Source organism: Rickettsia akari str. Hartford (assembly GCF_000018205.1).
Taxonomy (GTDB): domain Bacteria; phylum Pseudomonadota; class Alphaproteobacteria; order Rickettsiales; family Rickettsiaceae; genus Rickettsia; species Rickettsia akari.
Genome location: NC_009881.1, coordinates 682,559 through 707,487, shown reverse-complemented (window position 1 = coordinate 707,487; position 24,929 = coordinate 682,559). Strand labels below are relative to the sequence as shown.

Sequence of the window (24,929 nt, the reverse complement as noted above, 5' to 3'; positions counted from 1 at the left end):
TATTAATGTCATCCAGTGATCCCATGCACCGTATGTCATTCCCGCAAAAGCGGGAATGACAAAATTGAAAATAAATTTTAGAGAATAACAATGGCTTATAGCACAAAAGTGATAGATCATTATGAAAATCCTCGTAATGTCGGGTCACTTGATAAAGAGAAAAAAAATGTCGGAACGGGACTAGTTGGAGCTCCTGCTTGTGGTGATGTAATGAAGTTACAAATCGAAGTTGATGATGACGGGATTATTACAGATGCTAAGTTTAAAACATTCGGCTGCGGTTCAGCTATTGCTTCAAGTTCTTTAGTAACGGAATGGGTTAAAGGAAGATCGATAAATGATGCTGGAGAAATTAAAAATACTGAGATAGCAAAAGAATTATCGCTCCCACCGGTAAAATTACATTGCTCACTACTTGCTGAAGATGCAATAAAAGCAGCTATTGCCGATTACAAACAGAAAAAAGAAAGCAAAAAAGACTCTTAAAACATGAAAAATGTTATTTCATTAACCGATTCTGCTGCAAAGCAAGTAAAATTGCTAATAGAAAAACGAGACAAGCCTACCTTTGGTGTTAGGGTAGGGGTTAAGTCAGGCGGTTGTGCCGGTCAGACTTATTACGTTGAATATGCCGATAGTAAAAATCAATTCGATGAAGTAGTTGAAGAAAAGGGTGTACGGATACTAATCGACCCAAAAGCATTAATGTATATTCTAGGTTCTGAAATAGACTATGTAGAGACTAAATTCAAATCCCAATTCACTTTCACCAATCCTAACGAAAAAGCAGGTTGCGGCTGTGGCAAATCCTTTAGTGTGTGATAATCCCACTTGATTAATTACCAACCATATGTTATTCCATTATTCTAGAATGCAAGAATAGTAAAAAAGGACAAATTATTTTAGACCCCTATACGGAAGTATCTTTAACAGAAAGTTGGCTATTTAATAACAAACAATGCTTTAAGCAATTAAATAATTAGATGGGGACTTTTAAAATTCTTTTTAATATTCAGGCTAGTAAAGCTTTGGCAGAACTTGAAAATAATAAAGGATTAGAACAACGTTTAAAATCAGTAAAAAAACACTAGCATATTTGCAAGCAAATCATAGCCATCCTAGCTTAAATACCCATAAATATAAATCTATTAAAGGCAATAACGGAGAAGAAATATTTGAAGTTTATGTTGAAAATAATACTCCTGATGCTTATAGAATTTTTTGGCATTATGTACAAAACAAAGATAACATCACTATTTTAGGAATTACGGCACATCCATAACAAGCGTATTGCGGCAACTCCTTTAACGTGTAATACTTTTTTAAATATGTTTCACTGGATTTATAATAACATATTCTCTTATCCTTCACCTACCTAGAAAAAATACTTCAGTTATTTCCTAAGCTTAGTGAAGAAGAAAAGAACATAAGGGCTAAAATTAGACTAATGAGAGATAGTGATATAGAAGATGACAAAAAATCTGTTCTAGAAGCAATAATAAAATCGCTACAAGACATTAAACCAAATGAATCTTATATTCTGCTTGATCTTCAGCATTATAAACAGATCCATTTAGGTAATATGATGTTTTCTCACTTTGCTTTTGATTCCAGCATTGTGGATAGTTTAAATATTAGCCACATTTCATCAAGAGCGGTTTATATTATTTAATAAAAATGAGCATGGAATCAAAATAATGCAAGGTAATAAAATACGTAACCTGGATCAAATAAATGGTATAGAGATTGAACAAGAATATGGATATTTGGTTTATAATATTAAAGTTGATGGATTAGAATCTGCTGAATATGTTTTAAATTTCAGCGCTTCTGATAAAAAAATGTCGTTGTTGGAGGAAATCTTAAATTGAATAATCAAGGAGTCCATTTCTCTATTATTGCAGAGAATGTAGAAAATATAGGTTTTGATTTAAGAGCCGTCTCTACTTTTCAAGAGATATTCGCAAAAATATTTTCGTACTTTTGTTTTCCTATGAAAATATATTTTTTTAAAAATAGTCATATTGTAGGAGAAAAAGATACTAGTAGACATTATGGATATGTTAATAATACGAATACAACCGGATTTTTATACAAGTTTCCCGAATCCCACTGCATGTTATTCTATTAATATTTTAGACCTAAAAATGTCTTACGGGATTCCTGCTTCCGCAGGGATGACATCTAAGGCTATTGATTTCAAGAAAAACCATGCAAATCACCGCAAAACGAAATCTCCCAGCCTACCTCGCTATGATTAGGATCGCTTATACTATTTGAACAGAAGTACCGTAATTTTGTGAAATTTTTGATAAATTATCTCCTGATTTTACTGTATAGCTTACCTTTACTTTATTTCATGGATAAATCTTATCAGGATTAGCTTTAACTTGGTATATTAACTCCTAAGATTATTTTTGATAGCTAAAAAAAGCTATCAATCTTTTGTTTAGAAATCAATAGTCAAATAGTTATAGTAGTTTTAACTATTGCTAAAAATTATTATTTCAGCTATTTTAAAGCTATTTACTTTAAATCAAATTATTATGTCGCAAAAATTAGGTTTCTGGGCGGTTTTTGCCTTAGTAACCGGCAGTCAAATCGGTACTAGCGTTTTTATATTACCGCTAAGTTTAGCACCGTTCGGTATATATAGCGTTTGGGGCTGGGTACTTTCATTATTCGGTGCTATGAGTATAGCCCTGGTATTCTCATTCTTATGTGCACAATTTCCTAAAACAGGCGGTCCTCATGTTTATGTACGAGAGAGTTTTGGGGATACAATAGCTTTCTTCACCGGTTTCACTTACTGGGTTATATCCTTTGTCAGTACAAGTATAGTGGTCATTTCGGCGATAGGTTATCTAACGCCTTTTTTTCAATCACAAACGATTTTGGATTTAATATTACAGATAATATTATTAACTGCTATTGCAATTTTAAATTTAAAAGGTCCTGAAGTAGCAGGAAAAGCAGAGTTTTATTTGACTCTCTTAAAATTTGTTCCGCTGCTTGTAGTAGGTTTAGCTGCATTATCTCATTTTAATATAGATAATATAGTTATTGCTAAGGAAGTAGAGAATTTAAGTATTCCGACTATTATTGGAAGAGTTGCACTGCTTACTTTTTGGGGATTTATTGGGGTAGAGTGTGCAACTACTACGGCAGGAGCAGTAAAAGATCCGGCAACAACTATTCCAAAAGCCATAATAGTTGGCACTTTTTGCGTATCGGGGTTATATATTATTAATAGTATAGGTATAATGGGATTAATCCCTGCTTCTGAACTTATTAATTCTAAAGCTCCTTATGCCGATGCCGCTGCATTATTGTTCGGTGGTAAATGGTCAAGCGTAATTGCAGTTATAGCCTCGATTATATGTATAGGTACGCTCAACGCTTGGGTTCTGACTAGCGGACAGATTGCTCTAGGACTTGCAGAAGACGGGTTATTGCCAAAATTTTTTGCTAAGAAAAATAGCAATAACGCCCCAACTTACGGAATTATTCTAAGTTGCCTTGGCATTGTGCCATTATTAGCCTTTACGTCAAATGATAATTTTGCCGAGCAGATTACGCAAATAATAGATTTTTCGGTAATAGCATTTTTGTTTGTTTATTTAATTTGTAGCTTAGCTTCCTTCAAGGTAATTCGTAGTTCAAAGGAAAAATTTTCTTCTTATTATTTACTTATAGCCCTAATATCGATTATCTTTTGTGCATGGGTTATCTATGCAACACCTGTTAAAACTCTAATTATAGCTTGTTCATTCACTATATCAGGTATTCCTTTATATTATGGGTGGTATAGAGGGAGGAATAGAACTAAATTGTAGCCTGTTGTCATACCGTGGCTTGATCACGGTATGACAGGTAGTGAATATGACAAAAACCCGCATTAATCTACTTAGAAGCTTATTCACAGAATATGATATAGACAGTTATATAATTCCGTCTAACGATAAGTATATGAGCGAATATGTACCTGAGTATGCCAAAAGGCTTGAATATATAACAGGTTTTACCGGTTCAAACGGTATAGTTATTATATGTAAAGATACAGCATTATTCTTTACCGACGGGCGTTATTTAGAGCAAGCAAATAAAGAGCTGGATTTAGAGCTTTTTAAGATTTTTGACTTAAAAGATATATCCACAACCTTAAATAAAGATAGCAGAGTAGGATATGATCCTCAATTATTTACTTGTCCAGCTATATCAAATTTAAAGCTCAATTTTCAAAAGATTAACGGAAATTTAGTTGATAAAATTTGGCATAATCAGCCATCAGAGCCAAACTCTAAAGTTTATTTACATGATATTAAATTTGCGGGTGCTAGTCATAATGATAAAATAAATAAATGTCGTAAAACCTTATTGTCATCCCGCGGCTTGACCGCGGGATCCAGTAATTATAATGAGCAATATGCTCTAATCATTCTCGATAGCTCATACATATGTTGGTTACTAAATTTGCGTGCTAGTGACGTTGCTTATACACCTTTGATGTTTGCAAAAGTAATCGTTACGTCTACAAAATTATATCTATTTATTGATCTCATAAGAATTGATGCCGAAATTATTAATGCACGTCCTGAAATAACAATTTTACCGGAAGAAGAATTTGGAAATATTTTAAAGGGTCATGACAATATTTTTGTTGATGATACTATAGCCTCTGTGCATATAATGGACTTAATAGCTGATAAAAAAGTACAAAAAATTACCGATCCATGTTTAACGCTTAAAGCTTGTAAGAACGATATCGAAATTAAGCATGCAATCGATTTTCATATTAAAGATGCAGTAGCTTTATGTGAGTTTTTTGCTGATTTGGCTCAATGTCATCTTCGTGAAAATATGGATCTAGAAAAACATAATATGGATTCCAGCTTTCGCAGGAATGACATATGGGATCATGAGCATGACGAATTGAATGAGTATTCCCTAGGTTTAAAACTTACAGAGTATCGAGCTAAACAAGAGGGCTATGTTTCGGATAGTTTTCCTGCTATTTGCGGATTTCAGGAGAATAGTGCCATTATTCATTATAGAGCTGTTTTGGAAAATGCTAAAAAAATTATAGGGCATGGGATATTACTGATAGATTCCGGCGGTCAATATAGTGGTGCTACTACCGATATAACAAGGACAATCATGATAGGTACGCCGACTGATGAGCAGAAAAAGCGTTATACGCAAGTACTTAAAGGACATATTGCTTTAGCTAAAGCCAAATTCCCAAAAAATATCATCACAGGAGCTAATCTTGATATACTAGCTAGGCAATATTTATGGCAAGACATGCTAGATTATCCACACGGTACAGGGCATGGAGTAGGGAGTTTCTTGAGTGTTCATGAAGGACCCCAAAGCATAAATCTTCGTAATAGAACTGTACTTCAAAAAGGTATGATTCTATCTAACGAACCTGGTTTTTATATTCCTGGCAAATACGGAATTAGAATAGAAAATTTAATGTATGTAAAAGAAAATAGCGGATGGCTTGAATTTGAAACCTTAAGCCTAGTACCTTATGATAGTAAATTGATTGATACGAAACTACTTAATATTGATGAAATAAATTATATTAAGGAATATTATAACAAAATTAGAGCTAAAATTTATGATTTATTATCTCCGCAGGCGAGGGGTTGGCTTAACAATGAAATAAATTTATTTTTACAATCATTATTGTAATTGACGTTCCCGCTATTTATTGGTATAAAGCCTATACATTCTAATTTATACAATGGGACGTCGCCAAGTGGTAAGGCAACGGTTTTTGGTATCGTCATTCGGAGGTTCGAATCCTCCCGTCCCAGCCATTCGTCAATTTTCAATATTTTTTACTAAAAAAAGGTAATAATTAAAAAAAGATTTTTCTTGATTATTTTTGTGTGAGAACGAGACCATTTTGTATTTTCTGAAAATAGTTTGATATGAAGCTACTTATCATCCTGGCTTCCAATAATTAATGTAGGTAATTTATTTGGTATCCGTCTATGTTTATAAGAGTTATAAAAATTTTGGCTAGCCCATATTCTTGTTTTTATATTATATGAACAAAGTTCTAATAATTGCTTTCCAACTGAGATTTCATGTTCACAAAATATATGTGTGATGTTTGCATAAAAAAACATCTTTAATTGATCATCTGTCGTGTTTGCGTATAACTCATTTATATCATTAGTTATATCCGATACGTTATATTTATTAGCAGTTTCTTTTGTCCAAGGATTATTCGGAGTGCAACTCATTATAACTAAACCGGTTAATATATTTGCTAAATTATCTGTAGTTAGCGAAAACATACCACTAAAAGAATCGGTAACGAGTATACAAGGTGCTAATCTATCTACTACCTCTATTAAGCACTCTTTCCAACCTTCATAATTTATTTCTTCAGTATTACGATTATTGCAATCCCCGGGAAAATACCATATAAATAATCTACCTTGTAAGTATAATCTTGATACAAAATTGATCAAGTAATTATCTCACATACCAGGACCGCCGGAAAGAAAAAGCCAATTAAGTTTACAAACACTATCTTATTTTAATTTATTTAATCTATAATTTCTTACGAATGAATAATTATCTTTTATCCCTGCCTCTTGCATGTAAATTCCTTATGTTGCCTTAGGTTTTATGGATATCTCTCAAAAGATTTAATTTTGGCTATTTTTTGTTGCAAATTATAAGATCTTTTTGAAATATAAGTAAAGAGAGTATAGAATTTTTTAAATCATATGCCATTTGCAGTAATGTTTCTTACCAAACAGTGATTAGAGTGTTGTTAGATTAGTATACTAAAACACTACAAAGATAATATCAAAGAGTATAATCTCATAAACTGAGCTGTGTGGCGGATAGGGTGGGATTCGAACCCACGGTACGGTTGCCCGTACGCCAGTTTTCAAGACTAGTGCCTTAAACCACTCGGCCACCTATCCGAGAAGATTCATACCAAATAATCTTATATATTTCAAGGGAAATCTTTAAATTATAAATTTAAATCACAAATCCAAATTGTTCTTTCACTGCGTTAACCGTTTCAGAAGCTCTAATGCTTGCTTTTTCTGCGCCACTGCGTAGTATTTTTAATAAATATTCTTTATCATTCATTAATTCTAAATATTTATCACGTATCGGTTGTAGATTTGTAATAATAATTTCTGCTAAATCTTCTTTAAATTTCGTAAAACCTTGGTTCTGATAATTATTTATTATTTTTTCTAAACTCTCTTCGGATAAACTTCTATAAATATCTAATAAATTACTAATTTCCGGTCTTGTTTCTTTATCATAGCTCACAAAGCTTAAATGATCAGTTTTGGCTTTTTTTATTTTTTGATGAATAAGGTCATTATCATCTTTCAAATTAATACGCGCGAAATCAGATATATCAGATTTACTCATTTTATTTAATCCATCCCGTAAGCTCATGATTCTTGTACCTGAACCACTAATTAATGGTTCAGGTACTTTTAGAATTTCTTTATCAAATTTTCTATTTATCACACCTGCAATATCTCTTGTGAGCTCTAAATGCTGCTTCTGATCCTCACCTACAGGCACTATATCAGCTTTATATATCAATATATCCGCTGCCATAAGTACCGGATAAGAAAATAACCCAAGGTAAGCTTTTTCCTGATCGCTTCCTGCTTTATCTTTAAATTGCGTCATTCGCTTTAACCATCCAAGAGGTGTAACACAGTTTAGTAGCCAAGCAAACTCTGCATGCTCTTTCACCATACTTTGGGCAAAAATCGTTACTTTATCAGGGTTAAGCCCTGCTGCTAAATAAACAGCAAGAACCCCTATAATTGAATTATTAAGTTCTGATGGCTTAATATCAACCGTGATAGAATGCAAATCTGCTAAGAAGAAAAAACAATTATATTCTTCCTGCATTTTAACCCAGTGTCTAATTGAACCTAAATAGTTACCGAGATGTAAAGAACCGGTCGCTTGCACACCGGAAAGAACAGTTTTTTTCATTATAATACCTTATTTATTTTACTCGCTATAAATTTATGTTATAAGTACTATTTTAATTAATAATTATTTAATAATTATGCTGTGGCGTTTAAGAATTTTATCATTTTACGGATTATTATCGTTATTTACATTTATTTTTTTTCTTATATGTTACATACCCGTAACATTTTTCAATGTCAACTATCAAATAAGATATAGAATTGCCATTATATTTTCTTATGCTTTTGTGTGGCTTGCAAAGATTTGTTGCGGTTTAAAATATGAAGTAGAGGGACTTGAGAAATTACCGAAAACAATCTCAATAGTCGTGTCTAATCACCAATCCTTTTGGGATCAAATGTTTATGCAACTGATTATTCCTAAACATTCTTGGGTATTAAAGCGTGAATTATTTAATATACCATTGCTTGGTTGGGGACTTCGTATGGTTAAACCTATTGCGGTTGACCGTGGTACTAATAGCTCGGTCGCTCAGATTTTAAGAGAAGGTCAGGAAAAAATACAAGAAGGATTATGGTTGATAATATTTCCGGAATCAACCAAAGTCCCACCTGATAGAACGGTGAAATTTAAGCCGAGTGCCGTAAAACTTGCTTCAATTACTAAAGTGCCGATTGTAATGATGGCTCATAATGCAGGTTTATTTTGGCCTAGAGGTTTTTGGTTTAAGCAACCTGGAACTATAAAGGTAAAGATTATAGGTGTAATAGAAAAAGCAGAGGTAGAGCAAACAGATGTACGTATTCTAAATGATAAGGTTGAGCAAATCATTAATAGCGAAAAGCAAAAATTATTAAATTAATATTGGTTTATATAATAATTAGTATTATCATAAAATGACCAATATATTATTATGGAGGTATTTATGGTAAGTACAGCACCGTTAAAATTAATTGCAGTTATCGATAGTAAGCAAATGATGCTTTACGACGCGTTTGGTATTAAAGTTACTACTAATAAACCTTTAAAATTATCTTTGGATTTAGATGAGCATCACCACCATAGAGAAAGAAGACAAAGCCTTTACCAAAATAAATCTACACCGGCTTCGTTATTTGAGCCGCATACTTCGCTAAAAGATATAGAACATAAAGAGGCAGCAAGGAGCGTTGTTAAACATCTAGAGAAAGTAATGGCTGCTGATCACGCTAAATATAAGGAATTGATTATTGTAGCAGAATCGCAGATGCTTGGATGTGTTAGACAAGAACTGAAAAACGGTCTAAAAAAAATGGTTACTAAAGAAATCGCTAAGGATTTAGTACAACATAGTGCAGATGCAGTCGAGCGAGCAGTATTTTCTTAGGTCATAATAAATAGCAAATTACAAAAGTAATTTGCTATTTGTAATTTGCTATGAACTTTATAATAAATCTGCATATGTTCCTGTTCGATATAAAATAATTGTATCTTTTTTTATTTCATATATTAATAGCCAATCAATTAGGTTCAATATGACATGCCCATTTTGGGTAATGATAGCCTATGAGTTTATGAGGTCTATATTTTTGTGGTAAAGCAATATTGTTTACAAGCATATTCACTATTGCTTGTATTGTTTTTATATTTTTGCCTCTTTTAAGCAATCGTTTTAAATCGCAATTAAAAATTACAGTGGAGTGCAGCTGTCTCATTTAGTGATATCGTCTAAAAATTTTTCAAATTGTTTTAAATTATAGTTTTCAAATTTACCGTTTTCTGCTTGCTTAAATGATTCTAATGTTTCTTTATTAGGAATCTTAATATGTGGTTTGAAAGGCAAACCGCCGCTATTGATACATTGATTGAGGAATATCCTAATGGCTTCCGACATAGTCATCCCAATTTGCTTAAATATTTCTTCTGCTTCTGTCTTTATATTTGCTGAAACACGTAATCTAATATCTACTGTATTCATAATATAACTCCATTCAGTGATTATTATCCGCTATTTTAGTATATATGGCGGCATGCGTCAATACAATCGATTATTTAGTGATAGTGTTTTAAAATATAAGAATAGTTGCACTAATAAGAAAAAGTGGTAAAATATCATATCGCACAAATTAAATATTATGAATAATTATGCCGCAAATTTATTTTAACGGTCCAGAAGGACGAATTGAAGGAAGATATGCAAAAGCTACCGCATCTCATGCCCCTATTGCATTAATTCTTCATCCTCATCCTTTATATGAGGGTAATATGAATAATAAAGTAGTTTATAATGCCTATAAAATTTTAGCAGATAACGGTTATACCGTCTTACGTATTAATTTTAGAGGAGTGGGGGGATCGCAAGGTAAATTTGATAATGGAGTCGGTGAAGTTGTTGATGCTGGGGCAGCTCTCGACTGGTTACAGCAGAATAACCCAAATGCTCAGTCCAACCTGATATTAGGCTTTTCTTTTGGAGCGTGGATAGCTATGCAGCTTGTAATGAGACGTCCGGAAATAAATCATTTTATTGCTATTTCGCCGCCGGTTAATACAATTCATAAATATGATTTCTCATTCCTTTCACCTTGTCCTATTCCAGGGTTTATATTACAGGGAGATAATGATAGTATAGTATCGGCAGATGATGTAAAAGACCTAGCAAATAGATTATCTAAGCAACAATCCCATATTAAAGTTGATTATAAAATTATCAATGGGGCGGACCATTTCTTTCGTTATAAAACTGAGGAATTTTCTAAAGCAATAAATGATTACTTAATAACGATCCAATCTAATTATCATCACCATAATAACAATGTACATGAAGCAATTAGTAAGAGCAAAAAGAAACTATTTTTATATTAGGTTCTTCTCCGTTATTACAAGTAGGAGTTGCACCGTGTGGATCAATTTCACCTGTGTCATCCCGTGGCTTGGCAACACGGTGGACACCCAGCAGGCTTTTCGAGCCATGCAACAATGACGCAGCGAAGCGCTATGTTGCATGGCTCATTTTATGTCATTCCAAGGAAAGCGGGAAGCCAGTAAAACCTATAAAAACTTATTTTTAGGTTTGTTTTAATATCAAGACTATTTTTTTTCTGGATTCATGCTTTTTGCAGGAATGACATGATACAACAACACCTATAATTCTAAATAAGCTCCTATTGCCAAAATTAATATTTCATCTTTTTTAGCATCTAACTCCATAGTTAATTCTTCGTAAATTTGCCTATCTGATAGAGAAGTAAAGTTTTTAAATAGCTTCACTAATTTTAAAGATGGGATAATACGAAAAGCATCTTTTAATATTTTGGTCTTTTTATTAACATTAAGCTTATCATTTAAATTAAAGTAAAATTCTAGTAATTCATCGTTATAAAAATTTAAATCTATAGCTGTGTCCAAATAATCTATAGCGTTAGCTGTATTATTACTTTCTATTTCTTGCTTTGCTGCTAATAAATAATACTCAGCAATTTCCGGCATAGAATCATGTTTATGAAATTTTGCGAGCTTGTTTGTTATAAAAATAAATTTCGTCCATAGAGAAAATCTAGCATAACAACGCATTAAAGTAATTAAATTGTCACTATCAAGTTCATTCAAATTATAAGCCTTTGTTGCGTAATTTTCTGCTTTCTCATACAAAGATTTATCATAATAAAGTTTTGCTAGGTTTTTGCTACCGTAAAAAACAAATTCTTTAGATGTAATAAGTTTTTGAAAATAGGAAATTTTTCTATCTATATCCTCTTCAGTTACGGCTAAGATTAAATTATGGGATGCTTGAGAATCCTTTAAAGCTTCATAAGCTAAACTATTGCGAGCAATTGAAGCAGATTTAGCTTTATTATTCATAATATATTCGGCAAAAGCTAAAATTAAAGCATATCTCTCATGATTAATTTTTCGTTTATTAAAAATATTATGTATTGTAGACGGTAAATCGATAATTAATATTAAAAACTTAATTACAATAAAACAAGAAATTAGTAATAAAAGCCACAAAATCAGACTAAAGAACAATGTAGTCTCAATATTATAATCATATAAACTAATAAAAACTTTGGAATCAAAGCTCTCTATTAAAGTACACCCGAAATAAAGTAGTAAAAAAGTAGCACATATTAATAATAACCTAAACATCTTTATTTACAAACTCCTGCATAAATTTTTCTGAATAAAGAAAATCGATTAGATAGTTTAATTTCTCTAAAATTAGAGTTTTATATTGTTCTTTTATCATCATAGCAGAAGTTTTTTTCTCAATTTTGATAAATTTCTCCAGCCATTTATGGGTGGTAGGAAAAATTACTTCCGTACTACTTGATTTAGAAAAAACATACTTATTATTATATGCTTCTAGGTTATTAAAAATATTTCTTATATCTTGAGGCAGTAGGCGTGATTTTACTATGCTTAACTCCTTACTATAGTCTTTATCCTGCATGAAATTATATACTAACAGATTTACATTTAATAAGTAATTAATATAATCCACTGAATATGATTTAATAGGAGCTTCTACATTATGATCACGTAGCTTGACCGAGGAACCAGGTTCCGGTGCTTCAGGAAACTTTAAAGAACTTACGTAATTTAAAAGCGACTTAGTAGATAATAGATTGGCTGCTTCCTTGTCTTCCGAGGTAGTATTTTCTTTATTTTTTACTGCTTGATCAGGGATTTGGCTTAAATCTTTATTTTCACTTTTAAACAATTTTAAAATATCGGCTCTATTATGGTAAAAAGTAAAAGAAGATAAGACAAATATTATTATTGCTATAAAAAAGATGTTTTGGCTTTTAAATAAACTATCGAATTTTTGCATTTTCAAATAATAACTTGATTATATCATTAGGGTTACGGTCATCACAATAAACCACATTTTTTATAAAAGGTCTAACTATATTTGCGACTTTCAAACTTATGGCTACAACTAGGCTATCTTGTAAGTATGTTAGTAAATTATTTTGCAGTAGTAATCTTATAAAAGTCTTAGCGCTATTCTGAGAATAAAGTAATATAAAATCAATATTTTTTTCTAACTCTTTTATAATAGATATGGGCAGCTCATTCAAATATTCTACATTATAAATGATATGTCTAGCTATTTTATTAGGTAAATCTTTAGTAATTTCATTTGAAGATAAATATATAGTCTGCTCATATAAATCAGGAGGAAAATGCTTAATCAAATCTGCCACGTTTTTAGCAGTATAAATTACTTTCTTGCCTAATAATCGTTTTGACTTACTACCTACTACCCAAATATCTTGTTTTAAGTTATAACCGACTAAGATATTTGCTGAGTATTTACTAGTAATTATTATATTTGAGTAATTATCTAAACTATAAATATTAAAATCTAGAGTTGCATATTTAATTAAAGGACAATGAATATAACGTAAATCTAAATTATATTTACTTATTTTTTTTATAGTTTTATTATTTTCTTCAATATTTCTAGTTAATAAAACCGATTTCATACAATATTTGTACTCCAATATAAAAAGCAACTGCCCAAATAATAATAGCAGCGATCTTATTAATTATAGTTAAAATCGTACTACTTTTTTTGAGCTTCCTGATATTATAACCTGCAACTGCTAAAGAAAAAAACCATATCCAAGATATAAATATACAAGTTAAGGTAAACATAATTTGTGCAATACCGTTATACTTTAAAGCACTAGTCCCTATTACGATAATCGTATTCATAATTGCATGCGGATTTAATAGTGACACCGATATAGCGCATAAAATTTGTTTTTTAGCTGACAAAGCCCCGGAATTCATTGTAAGGTCAATAGGCGGCTGATGCCAAGTATCATATCCCATATAAATTAAGCAAATAAATCCAACAATAAATATAGATAATTTTAACCAAGATATCCCAAGAACTGCAATACATATAAGAATAGTATCACATATTGATGCTGCAATTATGCTAGAGGTAAAGCCTGACTAAACTTTGGCTGTGTTGCTCCTTGATTAAATATAAAAATATTCTGTACTCCAAGCGGCATTATTAAACCAAGAGCTAAAACAATACCATGTAAAAAAGCACTTAATATATCATTCATTATTGTAATTTAGTTTTTATCTTTAATAATATTAATAAAGACGGGATAGTAATAATTGTAGTAAATAAAAAGAAATTTTGCCAACCGAAATTTACCACCATATAGCCTGAAATTATAGGAAAAATTGAGCGTGAAATTCCCATCATCGATGAAAGACAAGAATATTGAGTAGCTCGAAATTTACCTTGGCATAGCGAAGAAATAAAAGCTATATAAGCAGTCATCGTCATACCACCGGTAATACTTTCTATTCCTATCGTGATAAATAATAATAAAGAATTTTTCCCCTTTATTTCAAGAAAAATAAATAAAATATGTCCTAAAGCATGAATAATCCCAAATAACAATATACTGTTTAATATATTTTTATGTTTCATAATAAAGCCGCCGAGTAATCCGCCGATTATAGCTCCGACAACCCCCCAAAACTTTCCAACACTTGCTATTTCAAAAGCATCATACTCAAGATGAAGCAAAAATGGATTAATCATAACATTGATTAAGTTATCCGGTAATCTATATAATACTAGGAAAATTAATATAAGAATAATGAAGTATGAGATGCTGATGTCATTGCCGCTTTCTATGTCATTCCCGTGGAAGCGGGAATCCAGAAAGATCTTTAAGAAATTAGAATAATAACGTTTTATCAAAAATTCATTCTTATTTTGCTTGTTTTCTGGATTCCCGCTTCCGCAGGGATAACATATTTTTTCTTCAACGAGACAAAAAGAATTAGTATATCTAGTAGCTACAATCAATAAAATTAAATAAATACATACTAAGCCGGCAAAGATTTTATATATCTCATTAAATGTAAAATAAATAGATAAATAAATAGCTCCGGAACCAGCTAAAAGCATACCGACCCGATAACCGAATATATATATTCCTGAAGTAAACCCAAGCGATTCTTTAGGTACTATTTCTGTTCTTAAAGCACTTAATATCGTATCTTGGGCAGCACTAAAAAAAGAAATAATTAAAGCCGTAAAGGTAAATAATACTAGATTAGTACGAGGATCTAGAAAGCTGAAACTATATATAAGAAATATTAACGCAGTACTAGTGAAGCAAATCCAAGATAATCTATGACCAAATATTTTGTTTAAATATTTAATTTGCACTGTATCAAAAATCGGTGCTAACAAAAAATTAATAGAGTAGGGAAGCGTTATGAATGATAATATACCGATTGTTTGCAGTGTTATATCTTCTTTAGCAAGCCAATAATTTAAAGTATTACCGGTAATCATTAGATTAAAACCGCTAATAAGTCCAAACAACCAAATAATACATAAACGAGAGTTATTTAACATGAAGTTTATATATGCGCCTGTAGCTATACAAAAATGTGATTATTCTGTTTATTTGCAGCATGTAATGTAATTATGTTATTTTAATTTCTCAATTTCTTCTTTTTTTAAACCTGTAAAATTTATAATCTTATTTATAGGCTCTTTTTATAGATAGCATCTTTTTAGCTATAATAATTTTCTCTTTATGTTTCTACATTCTTCAATACTTTCGCGTGTCCAGCTATGAGCTAAGCTATTCATAAGTTTTCCTCCTACTTCATGGTTTAAATGTGACTTTATCATTTTCCTTAATCTTATTCAAGATGTAGGACAAAATTATCCCTATATAATGCAAGATTCTTGACCAAGCTTTTGCTTTTAATTTTTCATCAAATCACCGTTATTGTGAGGAGTTGCACTAGCAACGACGTGGCAATCTCATAAGATAATATAAAAAAGCTCCTGAGATTGCCACGCTATTGTTCTTTTTGTTATTAATTGTTAAAATCTGTAAATTAATTTTTTATAAATATATAATGTCTCGTACGAATTTAATATTATCCTTTTGTATTTTTCTAATGATAATAGTTATTGCTACTTTTTTCATAAGTAATTACAGCATGCATAAAAATACAAGTTGTATTATGGATATTGGGGCTTATAGTTATAAAAAGTTCTATAGTACAATACGTGAAGATCAATTAAATTTTGATCTAGCACTTGAACAATTAGAAGATAGTGAATCTTTAAACTCAAGCGATAAAGCAAGGTTAGAAAAAATTTGCTCTTTTCAAGTAGAAGACGGAATGATGCGTTTAGAGGTAGCCAAGGGTTATGATTGCTTACTACGTCTTTATCTAGACAAAAATGCTACTTTAGTCCAGCAATATAAAGCGATTAAAAACGGTAGTTATGGTTTAAATACTTTATATACTAAAAAAGCTGCGGTTAATTTAGCTAAACTCATTATTCTAGGTTACGAAGGGGAAGTAAAAGAAATATTAGAAATAAAAAATGATGATGATTTCCTAAAATATTATAGCGGTTATACAGTCGATGAGATTCATTTTTTAAATAGTTTAATCTCTCTTAATATACCGGAACTTACTGCTAGATGTTTATATAGGCTTAGCTTAATTCATGTACTAGGCAGGTCATCTTATAATGAAAAAACTATACAAACTGATTATAAGATTGCCATAGAAGAAATACAAAATGTAATTAAGTTAACTGGTATAAAGCAAAATAACATACTAGATATAGCATTAACTATTAATGATCAGTTTGCTATTCATGCCGGTGCAGTAATAGCCTCTAGTTTACTAAATAGTGATTTAGATAGTTTCTATAGATTTCATATTGTTATGGATTCTAATGACCCTGTTAGTCAAGAATCAATGGAAAAATTATCTTCCATGAAATATATCAGAGATTATTCTATAGACTTTACTACTTTCCCTGAAAATATATTAAATCAAGCTTTAACTGATAAGAAAATAAAATTTTCGGATAATTGGCCTAGTTTAGTAATATATAGGTTATATTTTGATCAGATCTTTCCTCAGCTAGACTCTATATTATATCTTGATGCGGATGTTATAGTGTTGCATGATTTGAATTCTCTTAAAAAAATAGATATGAGTAATTATATTGCCGCAGGTAGCATAGATACAGGTATTACATATTGTAATCATAAATTGATAAAAGAATGTAAAAGAAATATGGCTCATTCTTACAAAAATAGCGGGATAATATTTTTAAACTTAAAAAATATGCGAGAAAAACAAACTGAATCTGCGATATTAGAAACTATAAAAAAATCAGAATGTGACTTTTCGTTTCCTGATCAAGATGTGTTAAATATAGCTTTTCATGATTACATTTATCCTTTGTCAATGAGATGGAACTTTTTGACATATTTTAAGAATCAAAGCCCTTATTTTTCTTACTTCATTTTACACTATGCAGGACCTAAGCCATGGACTACCGATAAGCATGAACTATGGCAGACAAATCAGGACAAATTAGATAAAATGACAAAATACTACTGGCGATATAGAGAAATAACACCTTGGAGTTAGTATAAATTCATTATTTTAATTGACTTTAGCACTTAAGAGATTTAAAAGTTAACTTTAATATGTAAGGTCACAATAAAAATGTTACCGCCTAAAATTTTCTTTGAAAAAGTTAAAGAAATAATTTGGCCTATAGAAAGGAAAGAATTAAAGCTATTTATACCTATGGCTTTGATGATGTTATGTATCCTTTTTAATTTTGGGGCTTTAAGATCTATCAAAGATAGTTTAGTAGTACCTTCTATGGGAGCTGAAATTATTAGTTTCTTAAAATTATGGTTAGTATTACCCTCATGCGTAATTTTTACCGTACTTTATGTTAAGCTTAGTAATAAATTAAATTTTGAATATATTTTCTACATTATAGTCGGCAGTTTTTTACTATTTTTCTTATTATTTGCCTATATTATTTATCCAAATCAAGATATTTATCATCCTAACGATGAAATGATAAATAATTTAATTGCTTCATACCCTAATTTTAAATGGTTCATTAAAATAGGTAGTAAATGGAGTTATGCATTGATGTATATTTTCGCGGAATTATGGAGTGCAGTAGTAATAAACTTAATGTTTTGGCAGTTTGCCAATCACATTTTTGATACTTCTAAAGCTAAAAGATTCTATCCAGTTCTTGGAATGGTTGGCAATATCGGTCTTATAATAGCAGGCAGCGTACTTGTCTTGTTCTCAAGTGGGCAAAATGTCATTGATTCAGAATTATTACCATATTCTTTTAATGCATCTACCGGAAATGCTATAATGCTTCAGCCAATCATGTCAATTATTGTTACTGCAGGAATAATGGCTATGCTTTTATTTAGAATAATAAATAGATTTATTTTAACGGATTCCATAAATGTTTTAGATATAAAAAAAGTTACGGCTAAAACGAAAACAAAACTTTCGGTAATTGAAAGTATCAAATTAGTAATTCACTCAAAATATATAGGTCGTGTTGCTTTACTAATAATTTGTTATGGATTATTAATAAATATAGTCGAGGGACCTTGGAAAGCAAAAATAAAAGAATTACACCCAAACACTATAGACTATGTTAACTTTATGGGCAGGTTTAATATTTGGATGGGGATATCATGCGTTACCTTCATGATAATAGGCAGCAATATTCTGAGAAGACTCGGTTGGCTCATTTCTGCATTATTAACCCCTATTATGTTGTCTATTACCGGCTTTATGTTTTTTATCTTTATAATTTTTATTGAAGAAATAGGAGCATGTTTCGGTGATTTTAATCTTCTATATGCAGCGATTATTATTGGGGCAATTCAGAACATACTTAGTAAATCGTCCAAATATTCATTATTCGATTCAACAAAAGAAATGGCGTATATCCCATTATCTTTAGAGCTTAGAACTAAGGGAAAAGCTGCCGTGGAGGTAATAGGTACTAAATTCGGTAAATCGCTTGGAGCATTTATCCAGTCTTTGATATTTATTATTATTCCGACTGCTACCTTTGATTCTATTATAATATATTTATTGGTAATTTTTATAGTTATCATGAGTTTATGGATTTGGAACGTTATAAAATTGAATAAGGAATATATAGAGCTGTGTAAGATGACATACATACAAAAATACCTAAAGAAATGAAAAAAATTCTTAAAATAATATTATTTATAACTATCTTTATTATACTCGCATATAGTGGTCTGTGGTTTACTATTATGTTCTTTTTATCACACTCTATAAATCAAAAATATGCTTATACTAACCTTAATATAGAAGATGCTGATAACAATCTTAATCAGCAATATCTGATTAAATTTTCTAAAGTTTATCCATATGGTTTTCCCTTTAAATGGGGTATTTCAGTAGTTAATTGGCAAGAAGAGAGTATTAATAGAGCAATTGAATTTACTACACCGATAAATATTGGTTATGATTTACTTAAGCAGGAACTATTTATAAATTTTTCCGGAGAAGCATTAGGAAAATTTAAGCCGGTTCAAAGAGGATTCGGAGTGAGATTTTATAATGAGAACTGTATATTGTCAACAAAAATACCGTTAAGTTTTAAATTATTTGAAATAGTACGATCAAAAAAAGATTTATTTGAAATTATAAATTTAATAGAAAATATTGAGTTTACTTCCGGTAAAACAGAAATTTTTGACTTAGTTGATAATCAAAAATTATATGAAGAAGATCATACTATGCTTACTATTTTATTTGACAAAAGTAAGTATTATACAAGTAAACAAGATTTCCTTGATAATATACCGCAAAAATTAGAAATTTATTATGAAACCGAAGTAGTAAAAAGTAACCTTGAAGATAGAATCATACCTGCAGGCTTATTATTATATAGACCAGCTTGGAATAATAACTTCAAATTTTCCGGTAATTTCTTGATTAGTACTAGTAGCTTGCATTTTAAAGATATTGCTAAAGATTTAACAATTGAAGTTACTAATGCAAAAATAAATAGTAATAACTTTGAAGGTAATATTAATTTATTATATAAAGGTAAGTTAAACGATTTCGGCAATAATAATATTGATCTTTTGGTAGATTCGCAATTTAAGCTAAAACCTGGTTTTATAATAAGTTCTTTAGAATTTATAAAGAAATATTACGATAGGCAAACCTATCTGTTTAAACTTTCCAATAATATATATAAAGATTTTAATAATGAACTAAGCTATATTTTAAATAATAATAAACAATTTAGTATTGTTGAAGATAGGCAATATCATTTGAATTTAAATATTAATTTAGTTACTGAATTAAATAAATTAACTAGAGCACAGATAAATTCTTTAAGTCTATATTCAAATGCATCAGGATTTAATATAACAAATGAAACTATAGTAAATGCTCTTAAAGATTCTTACAGTAAAGGTACGATAGTAATTAATGATTACTCTAAAATAATAGATGTTTTAAGTCTATATGTATATGGGGTAGGTGATTTTAAAGACTTATCCAATGAGAGCAAAGAAGTATACGGAGATGCTCTAAAATCATTTTTAAAAGCTATTTCAGATCACCCGAATTCATCTAATTTAATTGACGCTAGCATTGAGTATGAGTTTGATTTATCCGATTTAAACAAAGTTAAAATAGGTACTATAGATGATATAAATAAACTTATACCTTTATATTATTTATCTTTATACCAAGCAGCAGTAAAGAAAGTGAAACCCGGAGAAAATGTAAAAGAAAAAATTATGGAGTTAATTCCGAATATTAATCAAAAAATATTAGAGGAGTGTATGTTGCCTGGATTTATCACCCCGTGACTTGATCACGGGTTCTATTAGTACTTTCTGGATACCACGGTTCAAGCCGCGGTATGACGCTAACAGGGCTCTAGTAATAAAACAACACCATGAATATTATAGTAAAAATACAGCAAGATTTAAAAGATGAAGTAACTAAGTTAAACGATTTAATCATTAGCTGTTTAAAAAGTGATGAAGAGTTAATAGAAAAGGTCGGTAAATATTTACTAGAGGCAGGCGGTAAAAGAATTCGTCCGCTTTTAACTATAATAACCGCTAAAATGTTTGATTATAAAGGCGATAATCATATAAAGCTCGCAAGTGCCGTTGAATTCATTCACACCGCTACATTGCTTCATGATGATGTGGTAGACGACAGCACTTTAAGAAGATTCAAACCTACGGCTAACGTTATTTGGGGAAGTAAAACAAGTATTTTAGTCGGTGATTTCCTATTTAGTCAGTCTTTTAAGTTAATGGTCGCTTCTGGCTCTATTAAAGCTATGAATGTTCTAGCTAAAGCTTCAGCAATTATTTCCGTAGGGGAGGTAATACAGCTAGTTAAGCTAAATGAGCGACGTATTATAACTATAGAAGAGTATTATCAAATAGTTAAGTCTAAAACTGCTGAGTTATTTGGTGCTTCTTGTGAAGTTGGAGCTATTATAGCAGAGCAGGTAGACCATATTTCTAAAGATATACGATACTTTGGGACATTACTCGGAACGATATTTCAGGTTATAGATGATCTACTTGATTATTTGGGTAATGATCAACAGGTAGGCAAAAATATCGGCGATGATTTCTTAGAAGGAAAAGTTACGTTACCGCTGATTTTTTTATATAATAAGCTAGAGCAAGATAAGCGTCTTTGGCTTGAAAATATAATTAAATGCGATAAGCGTACTAATGATGAGTTTATGCAAATACGTGACTTAATGGTAAAGCATGAAATCTACAATGAAACAATTAATTATTTGAGTAACTTAGAACATGAAATAACTAAATTATTAAATAAAATTCCGGTTCAGAATATTTATAAAGATTATTTGTTTTCGATTATTAGATTTATTTTAGACCGTTCTTATTAATCGTGTAATGACAACATTTGCATTCGTAGCTCAGCTGGATAGAGCATTGCCCTCCGAAGGCAAAGGTCGTTGGTTCAAATCCAATCGAATGCACCATTTCATTATTATCATTGATTTTCCATAATATAGATTATAGAACAATTATTTAAATCATTTTTTCAGTTGATTCAACATCATTTTAGCGGCTTTGATGCCACCTTCTTTTGAAGTTTTGATATTGGTAATTTCAGTGTGGAAGGTTATTTTACTGCAATCGGGGTTACCAAGCATAAAATCGGTTTGTATATTATCCGCATCTAGATATTGTGAGTAAGTACCAATCGGTGTACGGCAATTAGCATCTAGATATTCTAAAAACGCTCTTTCGGGTTTTATTAGTTCACAGGTAGGCAGATGATTAATTTGGTTACATATCTCAAGCATAGAATTATCATTTTGTCGTATCTCAACTGCAATGACTCCCTGCCCTACACACGGCAACATATGCGAATATTCTATCAAATGACAATATTCTGGATTAAACGCTCCAAGCCTTTTCAGACCCGCATATGCTAAAATTGTTGCATCAACTTCGCCGGTCATTAGCTTTTTTATTCTTGAATCAACATTCCCTCTAAAAATTGTTACCTTTAAATCTGGTCTTATTTTTTGGATAAATGCTTTTCTTCGGACTGCCGAGCTACCTATTACGGAATGTTGCGGCAGTTCTTTTATGGATTTATAATTTAAACATACAAAAACATCTCTTGGGTCTTCACGCTCTAAAACAGCGGAAATTACTAGCTCTTCAGGTATTCTACCCGGTACGTCTTTCAAAGAATGAACGGCTAAGTCAATTTTTTTATCAAGCAAGGCTTGCTCTATTTCCTTTAAAAATAAAGCTTTACCTCCTATATCGTATAATGGTTTATTTTGGATTAAATCACCGCTAGTAATAATAGGTACTATTGCACAATTAATATCAGGAAAAAATTGTTTGATTTGCTGAATCACTAAATTAGTTTGTATTAAAGCAAGTGGACTGTTTCTTGTACCTATTCTGATAGAATTTATCATTTGTTTTCTACTATTTCAAAAGGGCTAGTAAAACTTAAAATATTACTGTTTATAATTACTTCATGTTTATAATTACTTCCTCCATGCCATGTTCTATCAGCTTTATAATCTTTGATTAAAATCACCGAAAATCATTGCCTCTATAGATATTAAGTTGTATTTCACTCTTTTTCCCTGCAAGAATATCTATTATAGGCATCATAGCCTGATTAGTGGCGGTAGTAACGAGGTTAATACTGAACCGTGAATAGTTGGATATTATAATTGTTAATAAATGCAAACGGTAGTATCGCTATAGCCTATCAGGATTTTATCACCTTTTTGCTTTATATTAAAACAATCTTCTACAAATTCACTGCATCCATATCAACCGCGAAAAGCCCCAATTATTTTAACCTGCTTATTTTCCATAGCTTCTTTGAACATTCTCAGCCTTTCCTCTTGAGGAGAAGCGACTCTACTAAAGTTTTAAAACCATGTAAAGCTAGCATTTTAATAGCTTCCTTTAATTTATCTTGTTTATCCGGACAAGCTTGACGCCGGTGCTATAGGTTATACGAAGGTAAAGTTCAAAAAGAGCAAGGAGTCTGCAATGTGAGGATCTGATACGTGAGTACCGCAGAACTTGCTAGACGACGACAATTTTTGAAATTTACCGAGTATAAGGCATCGTGAAAATAAACTGAGTCTTGCCATGTTTATCATGTTCTGCCCAAATTTTTCTTGCGTGCAGTTCTATTACTTCTCTACCTCCCGCCGGTGTACGTGTTTTAGAGCTTACGACAAATACGCCGAATATACTCTGCAATTTCCTATTTCAGTACTCCTATTCCATCGTCTTTTATACTGAATACAATACTGTCTTTCTGCTTTTGTAAATCAATTTTTATTAGTCCATCACTACAATAGCTGAGAGCATTAATTATTAAATTATCGAATGTGTGTTTAATATAATGAGGATCACAGTTAAATATTATATTTTCTTCAATATCAGATACAAAATTTAAGGTTTTGCCGTTTTATGTGCAAGTGTTGTACTTATATTCATTTCCGATAATTGATTCTCAGAATAGCTTTGGAGTGTAGAAAGTAACTGATTAGTTAAATTATGGAATATAAGAGAAGTTAGTCCTGTTTTGGGAGCTAGCTTCTTAAAATTAAGAGTTTTAGCGGAAGCAATAATAACAAGCATTTCTATCTAACCTGAGTACTCGGAATAGATGAGGTGGTATTAGCAATATTTCTGTTAGTATTATCAATTGTTTTCATAATTGCATAACTTGGATCACCGTCAAGTTCTAATACTTCTTTTGATTTCGTAGTTTTTTGACACGTACAACCAACTAAAGCTATAGAAGCAAATAAAATTATTAGATATCTTATCATAATAAATACCATGTTTGAATTTTACACTTAAGATAGTTGCATATTATTATAATGTCAAGTTAGAGGAAAATTTTATTACCATATCCTATAACGTTTAAGTAATAATCTAAAGATTCTTCATAATATTTTAAATTTTAGGCTTATCATAATTTAATATTCTAAAGTTTCTTCACATTCCCATTTATGGTTATCATCAGATTCTTTTTTTTAATATGTCATTATTGATGATATTTTTTCCTTTAAAGATTCTATTAACATACTTCTTCAAAAATTAATTATATTTTGCTTCAAAAAAGAATCATATTTTCCATTACCTATAATATCGTGATACATGAGAGAGTCTATATTAAGTGCTTGAATAACCAGTATTTTTTTGAAAAGTTCTAAATCTTCAATATAAAGAGCTATGTACACAATATTATTATGTAGTACAATGCTTTTTATTATTTTCCACTTCTCTATAACACTATATTTAGACCATTCCGTATCTACTCTGTATAGTGAAATAAACTTTTAGGCATTCTGTAATAAACAATATTATAGAATTTATTGCTTTTAGGGAATTTGCGTTTGCGGATGGAGAAGTTACAAAAATTTCTAATCTCGATACGCTCTTGTTCTTTGAGAGACCGACTTAAATAATCTAAGATTAAATCTACTGAATCTTTAACATCTTCTTTGGCAAGATAATTCAGCTTCTCATGTACTTTATCTATTAAATAATTCTTAGTAACCATTATTAAACAATTGCTTT

25 protein-coding genes, 3 tRNA genes and 6 pseudogenes are annotated in these 24,929 nt (G+C 30.7%); 16 read left to right on the top strand and 18 right to left on the bottom strand.

Translation table 11 applies throughout. The annotated features are described in order from the left end of the window. Nucleotides 1-90: 90 nt before the first annotated feature. The 8 genes from iscU to A1C_RS03495 all read left to right on the top strand — a co-directional run bounded on the left by iscU (nt 91) and on the right by A1C_RS03495 (nt 5,828). Nucleotides 91-486 (top strand): Fe-S cluster assembly scaffold IscU, encoded by a 396-nt coding sequence (gene iscU, locus A1C_RS03530; RefSeq protein ID WP_012149695.1) that lies wholly within the window; start codon nt 91-93, stop codon nt 484-486. Nucleotides 487-489: 3 nt separating this feature from the next. Further along, nucleotides 490-822, top strand: coding sequence for an iron-sulfur cluster assembly accessory protein (locus tag A1C_RS03525; protein ID WP_012149694.1), 333 nt, complete (start codon nt 490-492; stop codon nt 820-822). A 274-nt stretch (nt 823-1,096) separates the two neighbouring features. Then, nucleotides 1,097-1,282: a hypothetical protein gene (locus A1C_RS03520; RefSeq protein WP_012149692.1), complete on the top strand. Its 186-nt coding sequence runs from the start codon at nt 1,097-1,099 to the stop codon at nt 1,280-1,282. A gap of 165 nt (nt 1,283-1,447) precedes the next feature. Continuing rightward, nucleotides 1,448-1,672: a hypothetical protein gene (locus A1C_RS08120; RefSeq protein ID WP_012149691.1), complete on the top strand. Its 225-nt coding sequence runs from the start codon at nt 1,448-1,450 to the stop codon at nt 1,670-1,672. Between the two features lie 25 nt (nt 1,673-1,697). Then, nucleotides 1,698-1,871 carry a hypothetical protein gene (locus tag A1C_RS07755; RefSeq protein WP_012149690.1) on the top strand — a complete coding sequence of 58 codons (174 nt, stop codon included), beginning with the start codon at nt 1,698-1,700 and terminating at the stop codon, nt 1,869-1,871. 675 nt (nt 1,872-2,546) lie between these two features. Beyond that, complete coding sequence (locus A1C_RS03505; protein WP_041816775.1) at nt 2,547-3,836, top strand: APC family permease; 1,290 nt, start codon at nt 2,547-2,549, stop codon at nt 3,834-3,836. 46 nt (nt 3,837-3,882) lie between these two features. Continuing rightward, nucleotides 3,883-5,700 carry an aminopeptidase P family protein gene (locus A1C_RS03500; protein ID WP_012149687.1) on the top strand — a complete coding sequence of 606 codons (1,818 nt, stop codon included), beginning with the start codon at nt 3,883-3,885 and terminating at the stop codon, nt 5,698-5,700. 53 nt (nt 5,701-5,753) lie between these two features. Further along, nucleotides 5,754-5,828 (top strand) — tRNA-Gln (locus tag A1C_RS03495). Between the two features lie 120 nt (nt 5,829-5,948). Here the strand turns inward: A1C_RS03495 and A1C_RS03490 are convergent. The 3 genes from A1C_RS03490 to trpS form a co-directional block, all read right to left on the bottom strand. Then, nucleotides 5,949-6,491, bottom strand: a complete 543-nt coding sequence (locus tag A1C_RS03490; RefSeq protein WP_012149686.1) for a hypothetical protein — start codon at nt 6,489-6,491, stop codon at nt 5,949-5,951. A 375-nt stretch (nt 6,492-6,866) separates the two neighbouring features. Continuing rightward, nucleotides 6,867-6,956 (bottom strand) — tRNA-Ser (locus A1C_RS03485). Nucleotides 6,957-7,014: 58 nt separating this feature from the next. Beyond that, nucleotides 7,015-8,007 (bottom strand): tryptophan--tRNA ligase, encoded by a 993-nt coding sequence (gene trpS / locus A1C_RS03480; protein ID WP_012149685.1) that lies wholly within the window; start codon nt 8,005-8,007, stop codon nt 7,015-7,017. Nucleotides 8,008-8,083: 76 nt separating this feature from the next. Here trpS and A1C_RS03475 point away from each other — a divergent pair, with 76 nt between their 5' ends. After that, nucleotides 8,084-8,809: a lysophospholipid acyltransferase family protein gene (locus A1C_RS03475; RefSeq protein ID WP_041816774.1), complete on the top strand. Its 726-nt coding sequence runs from the start codon at nt 8,084-8,086 to the stop codon at nt 8,807-8,809. A gap of 63 nt (nt 8,810-8,872) precedes the next feature. Continuing rightward, a complete protein-coding gene (locus tag A1C_RS03470) occupies nt 8,873-9,313 on the top strand; it encodes a host attachment protein (protein ID WP_012149683.1) in 441 nt (146 codons plus the stop codon). 133 nt (nt 9,314-9,446) lie between these two features. On the opposite strand, the gene A1C_RS09520 is transcribed toward A1C_RS03470, so the two are convergent. Together A1C_RS09520 and A1C_RS03460 are read right to left on the bottom strand one after the other, a co-directional pair. Further along, on the bottom strand, nt 9,447-9,641 hold the full coding sequence (locus A1C_RS09520) for a type II toxin-antitoxin system RelE/ParE family toxin (protein ID WP_012149682.1): 195 nt from the start codon (nt 9,639-9,641) through the stop codon (nt 9,447-9,449). Next, nucleotides 9,638-9,904 carry a type II toxin-antitoxin system RelB/DinJ family antitoxin gene (locus A1C_RS03460; protein ID WP_012149681.1) on the bottom strand — a complete coding sequence of 89 codons (267 nt, stop codon included), beginning with the start codon at nt 9,902-9,904 and terminating at the stop codon, nt 9,638-9,640. Before A1C_RS03460 ends, A1C_RS09520 begins: the two co-directional genes overlap by 4 nt. Nucleotides 9,905-10,071: 167 nt before the next feature. Between A1C_RS03460 and A1C_RS03455 the strand changes: the two genes are divergently transcribed. Continuing rightward, nucleotides 10,072-10,791: an alpha/beta hydrolase gene (locus tag A1C_RS03455; RefSeq protein WP_012149680.1), complete on the top strand. Its 720-nt coding sequence runs from the start codon at nt 10,072-10,074 to the stop codon at nt 10,789-10,791. A gap of 279 nt (nt 10,792-11,070) precedes the next feature. Here A1C_RS03455 and A1C_RS03450 read toward each other — a convergent pair whose 3' ends face one another. From A1C_RS03450 to A1C_RS03430, 6 genes and pseudogenes are all read right to left on the bottom strand, one after another. Then, on the bottom strand, nt 11,071-12,075 hold the full coding sequence (locus A1C_RS03450) for a tetratricopeptide repeat protein (RefSeq protein WP_012149679.1): 1,005 nt from the start codon (nt 12,073-12,075) through the stop codon (nt 11,071-11,073). Next, nucleotides 12,068-12,433: pseudogene (locus A1C_RS09515) on the bottom strand (hypothetical protein); the annotation flags it as partial. The pseudogene A1C_RS09515 and the gene A1C_RS03450, both read right to left, overlap by 8 nt. A gap of 63 nt (nt 12,434-12,496) precedes the next feature. Next, nucleotides 12,497-12,760 (bottom strand): annotated as a pseudogene (locus tag A1C_RS09510) (hypothetical protein); the annotation flags it as partial. Then, nucleotides 12,744-13,418, bottom strand: coding sequence for a uroporphyrinogen-III synthase (locus tag A1C_RS03440; RefSeq protein WP_012149677.1), 675 nt, complete (start codon nt 13,416-13,418; stop codon nt 12,744-12,746). The pseudogene A1C_RS09510 and the gene A1C_RS03440, both read right to left, overlap by 17 nt. Continuing rightward, nucleotides 13,396-14,018: pseudogene (locus tag A1C_RS03435) on the bottom strand (LysE/ArgO family amino acid transporter). The gene A1C_RS03440 and the pseudogene A1C_RS03435 overlap by 23 nt, the downstream one beginning before the upstream one ends. Further along, nucleotides 14,015-15,334 carry an AmpG family muropeptide MFS transporter gene (locus A1C_RS03430; protein ID WP_012149676.1) on the bottom strand — a complete coding sequence of 440 codons (1,320 nt, stop codon included), beginning with the start codon at nt 15,332-15,334 and terminating at the stop codon, nt 14,015-14,017. The pseudogene A1C_RS03435 and the gene A1C_RS03430 overlap by 4 nt, the downstream one beginning before the upstream one ends. Before the next feature lie 599 nt (nt 15,335-15,933). Between A1C_RS03430 and A1C_RS03425 the strand changes: the two genes are divergently transcribed. The 5 genes from A1C_RS03425 to A1C_RS03405 all read left to right on the top strand — a co-directional run bounded on the left by A1C_RS03425 (nt 15,934) and on the right by A1C_RS03405 (nt 21,829). Next, nucleotides 15,934-17,394, top strand: a complete 1,461-nt coding sequence (locus A1C_RS03425) for a glycosyltransferase family 8 protein (RefSeq protein ID WP_012149675.1) — start codon at nt 15,934-15,936, stop codon at nt 17,392-17,394. 78 nt (nt 17,395-17,472) lie between these two features. Next, nucleotides 17,473-19,008 (top strand): nucleotide exchange transporter Tlc3, encoded by a 1,536-nt coding sequence (gene tlc3 / locus A1C_RS03420; protein ID WP_012149674.1) that lies wholly within the window; start codon nt 17,473-17,475, stop codon nt 19,006-19,008. Next, the gene (locus A1C_RS03415) at nt 19,005-20,660 is read left to right on the top strand and encodes a ligand-binding sensor domain-containing protein (RefSeq protein WP_012149673.1); all 1,656 of its coding nucleotides are present in this window, start codon (nt 19,005-19,007) and stop codon (nt 20,658-20,660) included. The genes tlc3 and A1C_RS03415 overlap by 4 nt, the downstream gene beginning before the upstream one ends. Before the next feature lie 89 nt (nt 20,661-20,749). Next, nucleotides 20,750-21,733: a polyprenyl synthetase family protein gene (locus A1C_RS03410; protein ID WP_012149672.1), complete on the top strand. Its 984-nt coding sequence runs from the start codon at nt 20,750-20,752 to the stop codon at nt 21,731-21,733. A 19-nt stretch (nt 21,734-21,752) separates the two neighbouring features. After that, a tRNA-Arg gene (locus tag A1C_RS03405) sits at nt 21,753-21,829 on the top strand. A 54-nt stretch (nt 21,830-21,883) separates the two neighbouring features. Here the strand turns inward: A1C_RS03405 and hemC are convergent. The 7 genes and pseudogenes from hemC to A1C_RS03380 all read right to left on the bottom strand — a co-directional run bounded on the left by hemC (nt 21,884) and on the right by A1C_RS03380 (nt 24,912). Next, a complete protein-coding gene (hemC, locus tag A1C_RS03400) occupies nt 21,884-22,789 on the bottom strand; it encodes a hydroxymethylbilane synthase (protein ID WP_012149671.1) in 906 nt (301 codons plus the stop codon). Further along, the gene (locus A1C_RS09505; RefSeq protein WP_012149670.1) at nt 22,786-22,914 is read right to left on the bottom strand and encodes a hypothetical protein; all 129 of its coding nucleotides are present in this window, start codon (nt 22,912-22,914) and stop codon (nt 22,786-22,788) included. Before A1C_RS09505 ends, hemC begins: the two co-directional genes overlap by 4 nt. Nucleotides 22,915-22,940: 26 nt before the next feature. Continuing rightward, a pseudogene (locus A1C_RS06930) lies at nt 22,941-23,338 on the bottom strand (LD-carboxypeptidase); the annotation flags it as partial. A 103-nt stretch (nt 23,339-23,441) separates the two neighbouring features. Further along, nucleotides 23,442-23,808: pseudogene (locus tag A1C_RS09265) on the bottom strand (sensor histidine kinase); the annotation flags it as partial. Between the two features lie 2 nt (nt 23,809-23,810). Next, nucleotides 23,811-23,981, bottom strand: a pseudogene (locus A1C_RS03390) (YaaA family protein); the annotation flags it as partial. 2 nt (nt 23,982-23,983) lie between these two features. Further along, nucleotides 23,984-24,175 (bottom strand): hypothetical protein, encoded by a 192-nt coding sequence (locus A1C_RS03385; protein ID WP_041816839.1) that lies wholly within the window; start codon nt 24,173-24,175, stop codon nt 23,984-23,986. A gap of 488 nt (nt 24,176-24,663) precedes the next feature. Continuing rightward, a complete protein-coding gene (locus tag A1C_RS03380) occupies nt 24,664-24,912 on the bottom strand; it encodes an HU family DNA-binding protein (protein WP_012149664.1) in 249 nt (82 codons plus the stop codon). Nucleotides 24,913-24,929 lie beyond the last annotated feature (17 nt).

Coding starts and splice junctions, on each gene's coding strand:
- A1C_RS03450 (WP_012149679.1), bottom strand. CDS start 12,075: ATGTTTAGGTTATTATTAATATGTGCTACTTTTTTACTACTTTATTTC.
- A1C_RS03475 (WP_041816774.1), top strand. CDS start 8,084: ATGCTGTGGCGTTTAAGAATTTTATCATTTTACGGATTATTATCGTTA.
- A1C_RS03455 (WP_012149680.1), top strand. CDS start 10,072: ATGCCGCAAATTTATTTTAACGGTCCAGAAGGACGAATTGAAGGAAGA.
- A1C_RS03385 (WP_041816839.1), bottom strand. CDS start 24,175: ATGATAAGATATCTAATAATTTTATTTGCTTCTATAGCTTTAGTTGGT.
- A1C_RS08120 (WP_012149691.1), top strand. CDS start 1,448: ATGAGAGATAGTGATATAGAAGATGACAAAAAATCTGTTCTAGAAGCA.
- A1C_RS03440 (WP_012149677.1), bottom strand. CDS start 13,418: ATGAAATCGGTTTTATTAACTAGAAATATTGAAGAAAATAATAAAACT.
- A1C_RS03430 (WP_012149676.1), bottom strand. CDS start 15,334: ATGTTAAATAACTCTCGTTTATGTATTATTTGGTTGTTTGGACTTATT.
- A1C_RS03505 (WP_041816775.1), top strand. CDS start 2,547: ATGTCGCAAAAATTAGGTTTCTGGGCGGTTTTTGCCTTAGTAACCGGC.
- A1C_RS03470 (WP_012149683.1), top strand. CDS start 8,873: ATGGTAAGTACAGCACCGTTAAAATTAATTGCAGTTATCGATAGTAAG.
- A1C_RS03425 (WP_012149675.1), top strand. CDS start 15,934: ATGCATAAAAATACAAGTTGTATTATGGATATTGGGGCTTATAGTTAT.
- A1C_RS03460 (WP_012149681.1), bottom strand. CDS start 9,904: ATGAATACAGTAGATATTAGATTACGTGTTTCAGCAAATATAAAGACA.
- hemC (WP_012149671.1), bottom strand. CDS start 22,789: ATGATAAATTCTATCAGAATAGGTACAAGAAACAGTCCACTTGCTTTA.
- A1C_RS09520 (WP_012149682.1), bottom strand. CDS start 9,641: ATGAGACAGCTGCACTCCACTGTAATTTTTAATTGCGATTTAAAACGA.
- A1C_RS03500 (WP_012149687.1), top strand. CDS start 3,883: ATGACAAAAACCCGCATTAATCTACTTAGAAGCTTATTCACAGAATAT.
- A1C_RS03415 (WP_012149673.1), top strand. CDS start 19,005: ATGAAAAAAATTCTTAAAATAATATTATTTATAACTATCTTTATTATA.
- A1C_RS03525 (WP_012149694.1), top strand. CDS start 490: ATGAAAAATGTTATTTCATTAACCGATTCTGCTGCAAAGCAAGTAAAA.
- A1C_RS03410 (WP_012149672.1), top strand. CDS start 20,750: ATGAATATTATAGTAAAAATACAGCAAGATTTAAAAGATGAAGTAACT.
- tlc3 (WP_012149674.1), top strand. CDS start 17,473: ATGTTACCGCCTAAAATTTTCTTTGAAAAAGTTAAAGAAATAATTTGG.
- A1C_RS07755 (WP_012149690.1), top strand. CDS start 1,698: ATGCAAGGTAATAAAATACGTAACCTGGATCAAATAAATGGTATAGAG.
- trpS (WP_012149685.1), bottom strand. CDS start 8,007: ATGAAAAAAACTGTTCTTTCCGGTGTGCAAGCGACCGGTTCTTTACAT.
- A1C_RS03380 (WP_012149664.1), bottom strand. CDS start 24,912: ATGGTTACTAAGAATTATTTAATAGATAAAGTACATGAGAAGCTGAAT.
- iscU (WP_012149695.1), top strand. CDS start 91: ATGGCTTATAGCACAAAAGTGATAGATCATTATGAAAATCCTCGTAAT.